Origin of the sequence: Protofrankia sp. Cas8 (genome assembly GCF_963555845.1) — a bacterium.
Taxonomy (GTDB): domain Bacteria; phylum Actinomycetota; class Actinomycetes; order Frankiales; family Frankiaceae; genus Protofrankia.
The window spans coordinates 1-6,821 of record NZ_CAUVXI010000045.1; the positions used below are offsets into that span (position 1 = coordinate 1).

Annotated in this window: 8 protein-coding genes; 4 read left to right on the top strand and 4 right to left on the bottom strand. The window is 67.7% G+C overall.

What is annotated here, in order from left to right; all coding sequences use genetic code 11:
• Positions 1-85 precede the first annotated feature (85 nt).
• The 4 genes from U9977_RS09370 (at position 86) to U9977_RS09385 (ending at position 4,428) form a co-directional block, all read left to right on the top strand.
• Positions 86-337, top strand: a complete 252-nt coding sequence (locus tag U9977_RS09370) for a PH domain-containing protein (protein WP_322748849.1) — start codon at positions 86-88, stop codon at positions 335-337.
• A 10-nt stretch (positions 338-347) separates the two neighbouring features.
• Positions 348-854 (top strand): BlaI/MecI/CopY family transcriptional regulator, encoded by a 507-nt coding sequence (locus U9977_RS09375; RefSeq protein WP_322748814.1) that lies wholly within the window; start codon positions 348-350, stop codon positions 852-854.
• A complete protein-coding gene (locus tag U9977_RS09380) occupies positions 851-1,939 on the top strand; it encodes a M56 family metallopeptidase (protein WP_322748815.1) in 1,089 nt (362 codons plus the stop codon). Before U9977_RS09375 ends, U9977_RS09380 begins: the two co-directional genes overlap by 4 nt.
• A 398-nt stretch (positions 1,940-2,337) precedes the next feature.
• A complete protein-coding gene (locus U9977_RS09385) occupies positions 2,338-4,428 on the top strand; it encodes a SpoIIE family protein phosphatase (protein ID WP_322748816.1) in 2,091 nt (696 codons plus the stop codon).
• An 8-nt stretch (positions 4,429-4,436) separates the two neighbouring features.
• Here the strand turns inward: U9977_RS09385 and U9977_RS09390 are convergent, their stop codons facing one another.
• From U9977_RS09390 to U9977_RS09405, 4 genes are all read right to left on the bottom strand, one after another.
• Complete coding sequence (locus tag U9977_RS09390) at positions 4,437-4,748, bottom strand: DUF3349 domain-containing protein (RefSeq protein ID WP_322748817.1); 312 nt, start codon at positions 4,746-4,748, stop codon at positions 4,437-4,439.
• 1 nt (position 4,749) lies between these two features.
• A complete protein-coding gene (locus U9977_RS09395) occupies positions 4,750-5,007 on the bottom strand; it encodes a hypothetical protein (protein WP_322748818.1) in 258 nt (85 codons plus the stop codon).
• A 13-nt stretch (positions 5,008-5,020) separates the two neighbouring features.
• Positions 5,021-6,172, bottom strand: coding sequence for an inorganic phosphate transporter (locus U9977_RS09400; RefSeq protein ID WP_322748819.1), 1,152 nt, complete (start codon positions 6,170-6,172; stop codon positions 5,021-5,023).
• Positions 6,173-6,319: 147 nt separating this feature from the next.
• Positions 6,320-6,821, bottom strand: a 502-nt coding sequence (locus U9977_RS09405; protein ID WP_416210535.1) for a lectin-like domain-containing protein, incomplete at its 5' end; no start/stop codon positions are given.

The following is a 6,821-nucleotide window of genomic DNA, read 5'->3' on the forward strand; positions in this document are numbered from 1 at the left end:
ATACCACTACCTTTCGTGGGGCGGAAATGACAGTTGCGTCGTAACCACTAGTGGTCGGGTACGCCGGATTACCCGATGGATTCCGCTGGAGAAGGTCCAGAGCGTCCGCCGGGTCCAGGGACCGGTACAGCGGATGCTCGGGCTGGCGACGATCCATCTCGACACCGCTGGTCGACGCATCCAGGCGGAGCTGACCGATCGCGACGTCGACGAGGTTGACCGCCAGCTGGCCGTTCTTCCTGGCCAGTGCCGCGCGGCCCGTCACGGTCAACGGCCGCCACGGTCAACGGACACGGGATTTGTGGATCAGGTCACACAAGCTCTCGACGCATCGTAGAATCAGTTTCATGGCGCGCCTGGGTGACCTTGAACGGTCAGTCATGGACGTACTGTGGGATACGGACGGCTGGCTGACCGCGCGTGAGGTCGCAGCCCGCCTCGACCATGAACGGGACCTCGCCTACACCACCGTCCTCACGGTTCTGGAACGTCTCGAGCGCAAGGGATTCGTCCAGCGCGAACGCGCCGAGCGCGCGCACCGCTACCAGGCGTCGAGCAGCCGGGACGCGGTGGTGGCCGAGGCCATGCTCGCTGTCCTCGACACCACCGACGACCGCAACTCGGCGCTGGTCCGCTTCGTCGGTTCGGTGTCCCCCGCCGAAGCCGAAATCCTGCGCCGGGCGCTGACCCGGTCAGCCGACGCCAGCCAGGACGCCCTCGGGCCGAACTCCCGCGAACCCGACGCCACGGGGTTCGACACCACGCGGCCGGGCGCAGCTGGGCAGGATGCCCACGGGCAACGGGAGCGGGAGGACGCACGACCTCCTGGCAGAGGTACTGTTCACCCCCTATGATGACCGCGGCCATCCTCGCTCTGTTCTCGGGCGCCCTCGCGTGGCCGGTCCCACGGCTGCTCGCCGCGGCCCACTGGCCGTCCCGCTGCCCTCGATCGGCAATCGTGCTGTGGCAGGCCGTCGGGCTCGCGGGTGGGGTCTCCGCCCTGATCGCGGTAATCGCCTTCACCTTCGCGCCGCTGTCCGCGAACGTGGCGGTGAGCCTACGGGATCATGCCGACCATCTGGCAGCGGGCGAGCCGCTGGCCGGGCTCGGCTGGATCAACCTGATCGGCCTTGCGGTGGCATCGATGCTCACCGCCCGATTGTTCGGTGTCCTGGCCCTGTCGACGTCGCGGACCGCCCGGCAACGTCGCCGTCACCGTCACCTGGTCGACCTCGCCGGCCGCGACCACGACAACCACGACCACGACAACCACGACCAACGGGCCCGCCGACGCGGTCAGGTCCGCGTACTGGATCATCCGGTCGCGGTCGCGTACTGCCTCCCCGGAGTACGCCACACCCGGGTCGTCGTCTCCAAGGGGCTACTCGCCGCACTCGCTCCCGATGAGCTGGAAGCCGTCCTCGCCCATGAGGAAGCCCATGCCCGCGGTCGCCACGATCTCGTCATCCAACCCTTCGTGGCCTGGCAGGAGACCTTCCCCTTCCTGCCGCCTGCCCGCGAGGCGACCGCCGCGGTGTCGCTGCTGGTCGAGATGCTCGCCGATGACGCCGCCGCCCGATGTACCAGTGGGCAGACCCTCGCGCGCGCGCTGGCCCGGCTCGGCGTCGCCCGGTCTCCGGTGCCGGCGGGCGCGGTCGCGATCACCGGAGCGCCCCACCATCGGGTGTCCGCACGAGGCCGGACGCTGTGGCCACCACGTGCCAGCCACAGCAGCGACATGACGGAATCAAAAGGCATGAGCCGCGTGAGCGCCTCGCCGGCCGAGCCCAGCCGGTCGCCGATCCACGCTCCACTGATCGCTCGCATTTCGCGGCTGCTGGATCCCTCGCCCCGGACGCCGCTGTGGGCACACGCGGCGGTCTACCTGACAGCCGCCGCCGTGAGCGCGTTCCCCGTGGTCGTCCTGTTGGCCACCTAGGGCGACTCCCAGACATGCATTCGGTACGACACTGCTGGTAGCCAAACTCGCCGAGATCATCCCGACCGGCAACCCCGGCGAACCCGGACGTGGTTTCACATTCACCGCACGTTTGTTTTCGTCGGACGATGGGCACTGCCCACCACACGGCTGAACGGAAGACAAGGCGATGGATATGACGTGCCCAACTCATTGCATCACGTATCGCAATGGTTTCGTTCATTGCAAACACAGGCCATGCCACCGGCAAGAGGGCCATATCGCAACGTGACATACCGCACCGCACAAATGTCACGGCGTGACGGCATGAGGCCTGCCCGTGTCCATGCGGCCCACGCACGCCCATGATCCGACAGCCAGACGTTCCCGGTCGCTCTGCGCCAGCGGAGTCCGACGGATTGAACAGTCTTGAACTGGCCACGCGGCTCGCAGACCTCGCGCCGGCCGGTCTGTTCATCGTGGACGCGCAGCTGCGGGTCCTGCGGACGAACCAGGCTATGCTCACCCACAATGCCCTGTCCGCGGACGACATCGGGAAACAGACCATCGCCGACCTGTTTCCGGACGTAGCACCCTATCTGTGGGACATGATCCGAAAGGTGCTGAGGACCGGGGAACCGATCCTCGACGTGGAGACCACGGACAGCGCCCCGGGAAGCTGGCCCGACCGACGGGTCTGGCGTCTTTCCCACCACCCGATCCGCAACCGCGACGGCGTAACGGTGGCGGTCGGTGTGGCCGTAGTGGACGTGACCCGCCGGCGGCGGGCGGAGGCCGAACGCGGGGCAGCCGAGCAGCGGTTGCGGCTGCTCAGCCGGGCCAGCGCACTGGTCGGCGCGTCCCTGAAGCTGTCGGACACGCTGGACGCGCTCGTCGAGCTCGTCGTCCCGGAGTTCGCGGACAACTGCGAGCTCCTGCTGGCCCCGACGCCGTTCGACGCGGCCAGCCGACCGGACCCACTGATAATGCGAGGATTCGCGTCAGCCAACCGGCCAGCCTCCCCACCCCTGCCGGCGGACGTGGCGGAGTCCGTCGGCGTCCTCGTAGAACTCAGCCGGGACAACCCGGCGCATCAGGCGCTCGCCACCCGCCGGCCGGTGCTCTTCGACGTGGACGACAGAGTGATCCAAAGCGTCCGCGTTCGCGAGCCGCACAGGCACAGCCCACAGGTCCACTTCGAGCGCATCCAGATCGACGTGGCCATCGTGGCCCCGCTCCTGGTAGGTGAGCAGTTTTTCGGTGTTGTCTACTTCGGCATCTGCTCGTCCCGCCAGCGCTACGGCGACTACGAGCTCCAGACCGCGGCCGAGCTGGGCAGCCGCCTCGCCACGTCGGTGGCCAACGTCCGCGCCTATCAACGCCAGCGCGCTGCCGCCCTCACACTGCAACGCGGCCTGTTACCGCACGACACCCCCGCCGTCGAAGGCCTGGACATCGCCTGGCGTTACGAGCCGGGAACGGCTGGTACCGAAGTCGGTGGCGACTGGTTCGACATCATCGCGCTGTCCGCGGGCCGGGTCGCCCTGGTCATCGGGGACGTCATGGGCCGGGGCCTCGCGGCTGCGGCCGTCATGGGGCAGGCCCGTACCGCCGTCCGCGCCTTCGCCGCGCTCGACCTGCCGGCAGCAGACGTCCTGACCCACCTCAACGACCTCGTCCAGACCATCGGCACCGGCCCCGACGCCACCCTCATCAGTTGCGTCTATGCAATCTTCGAACCCGCCGGCGGCACGATCTGCGTCGCCAACGCGGGTCACCTCGATCCCGTCCTCACATGTCCGGACGGGGAGGTCCACCACCTCGGCGGTCACGGCGATCCGATCCTCGGTCTGGGCCTCGGGGAACAGACGGCCTACGCCGAAACATGGCACGCATTCCCGGCCGGGAGCACCCTTGCCCTTTTCACCGACGGCCTCGTCGAATCCCCGGCCATCGACATCGGCGAAGGCTGCCGGCGCCTCGAGCGCACCCTGGGCACCATTCACGGCTCCGCGGAACGAACCGATGCACCTGATCTCGAAATGACCGCCGACCGGTTGCTCGCCCTCCTCGATCGCAGTGAGGGCTACGACGACGACGTCGCGCTGCTGCTTGTCCGAGCCACGGCGACGGCCACCACCGCCACCGCCACGATCGCCCCGCTCCCCCAGGCCGCGAAGGCAGCGCGGGAAGCCGTCCTGGCCACCCTCAAGCGTTGGGGAGTCGACAACGACGCCTTTACCGTCGAACTGCTGGTCAGCGAATTGGTCACCAACGCCATCCGCTACGCGAACACCCCCGGGCGCCTCGTCCTGCGCCGCGGCCGGCACGCCCTCTACGTCGAAGTCTCCGACGAGGACACCCGCGTGCCCCGCCTGCTGCACCCCACGGTCGACGACGAGGGCGGACGTGGTCTCCAGCTCGTCGCCGAACTGGCCACCCGCTGGGGTGCCAGGCCGACCCGAACCGGCAAGACCGTTTGGTTCCAGCTCGACATCCCCAGCTCATGACCCCGGGCTCAGCGCGGCGGCAGCTCCGTGATGTCCCAGCCGGCAGCCCGCAGGCGTTCCTCGACGCGAGCGACGGCGGCCTCGTCCACAGGTCCATTCGTGGCCGCGCTGACCGCCTGACGGACCACCTCATGCGGGTCGTCGGCCGTCGCCAGCTGTCCGGACAGCGCCAACTCGTCGGCGACCCGTTCCAGATCCGCCGTCGAAAGCTGCCGGCCGAGGACAGCGAACAACGCAATGTAGTCATGTTTGGGAAGCCCTTCGGGATATCCCTGACGGACCCAGTCGATGATGCGCTGAAGAAAGGCGGGAAGCGCCATGTCAGGCCGCCACGATGATGTAGATGCCGAGTCCGATCCCGGCCAGGACGGTGGCGAAGCACAGGACGGCGAGCACCAGCCCCACCGTATTACCGCCCATCACCGTGGTGCCGGCGGCGGCATCGGTTCCGTGCCGGCCGCCGCCGGGCAGGGCCAGCGCACGGATACCGACGGAGAACAGGGCCGGCAGGCCCGCGCCCGCCAACAATCCGACTACAATTATCTTGCCAACCGCGCTGAAATCAATCCAACTGTTCACGACCCGCTGCCCTTCAGGTGCTGGAGGTGGTAGCCGGCTCGGCCGGAAACCCGTCGCCGGTCCATTCGTCGTTGATGTTGTCGGGGTTGACCGGGTTCCGACGCGAGGCCAGGTAGAAGGAGATCGCCACCGCGAGGAGTGCGATGAAGACGAGGGCGGCACCGAGATCCCCGCCGATACCCTCCGCAATTCCATAGGCAAGAGCGCCGACGATGCCTGCCGCCGGCAACGTGAATACCCACGTGACGGCCATGCGGCCGGCAACGCGCCAACGCACCTCGGCACCCCGCTTGGCGACCCCCGATCCGAGGATGGCGCCGGTCACCACCTGGGTCGTGGACAGGGAGTACCCGTAGTAGCTCGACAACAGAATTGTCGCCGCCGACGCTGATTCGGCACCCATGCCCTGAGGCGCTTCGATCTCGATGAGGCCCTTTCCCAGGGTCCGCATCACCCGCCAGCCACCGACATAGGTGCCCAGGCTGATCGCCAGGGCGCAGGACACGATGACCCAGTCGGGCGCCTGCGCGTCGGCGCTGAGCGTGCCGTTCGTGATCAGGGCGAGGGTGATGATACCCATCGTCTTCTGGGCGTCATTCGTTCCATGAGAGAGCGACACCATGGACGCCGACCCGACCTGGCCTATCCGGAATCCACGATCTCTCGGGCCGGTCGGTACCGGGCGGGAGATCAGATATATGAGGAAGGTCCCGACAAGGGCGATGCCGCCGGCGATCGGCGGCGACAGAATCGCCGGGATGATAACTTTTTCGACCAGACCCTGCCACTTCACTCCGCTGGTGCCGGCGGCCGCGAGGGTGGCGCCGATCACGCCTCCGATCAGGGCCTGGGACGAACTCGATGGGATTCCGAAAAACCAGGTGAGGAGATTCCAGGTGACACCGCCGCACAGGCCGGCGAACACCACGGTCAAGGTGATTGCATCACTCTGCACGAGTCCGCTCGCGATGGTGGCCGCCACGTTCAGGGACAAGAACGCACCAACCAGGTTGAGCACCGCGGACAGCCCGACCGCGACCCGGGGACGCAAAGCACCGGTCGCGATCGACGTGGCCATTGCATTACCGGCGTCATGGAAACCATTGGTGAAATCAAATCCCAGTGCCGTCACAATTACCAATGCGAGCAGCAGATCGTTTTCCACCCCATCACATTCCCGCTCGCCGGCGCAGATCGCCAGTCGAGCGGGAACGGATACCCATTCGTCCGCTGATCCGCCCGGTCGCGGATGGATTTCGGACAGCAGCTCCCGGGCGGCGGGTCAGCGGCTCATATACCGCATCCGGGGCAGTCAGCCATGGGTGATTGTCACATTCCGGACCGTGTGCACATCGGTGCGACTGCCCGTCCCAGCGGTGAACCCGAGCAGTACGTTCGACGGCAGGTCCGCCGCCGTGTCGATCACCGTTATCCCGTCCACCGCGACGACGATCCGGCCACCCGAGGCCTCCACGTCGATCAGGTGGGTACCCGTCCGCAGGTCACCAATTTTGGTCGAACTTGCCAGGACGACCGGCGCCGTGCCGGCGGTGCCACGCACAACCGAGACATAGTGCGACGGCGCGCCGCCACGATAGGTGGCAAGCGTGACGGCGAAGCCCGCCAGTCCGCTGAACCCGAGCCCGCCGCCGTTCTTCCCGAGTGCGGTGGGTCCGGCGTTCGCGGCGTCCAGCAGCGCGAACGTCTGTCCGTCGCCACCTGTGCCGCCACCGATCTGCACGGTGAACGTTGCATGCAGACCACCGACGGTCGGCTGCGGGGTGCCGTAGAACGACGACCCGGCGCGGTTCTGT

Bases quoted from the DNA above. Each gene is read 5' to 3' on its own strand.
- U9977_RS09390 (WP_322748817.1), bottom strand. From the start codon at position 4,748: ATGGCGCTTCCCGCCTTTCTTCAGCGCATCATCGACTGGGTCCGTCAG.
- U9977_RS09380 (WP_322748815.1), top strand. From the start codon at position 851: ATGATGACCGCGGCCATCCTCGCTCTGTTCTCGGGCGCCCTCGCGTGG.
- U9977_RS09375 (WP_322748814.1), top strand. From the start codon at position 348: ATGGCGCGCCTGGGTGACCTTGAACGGTCAGTCATGGACGTACTGTGG.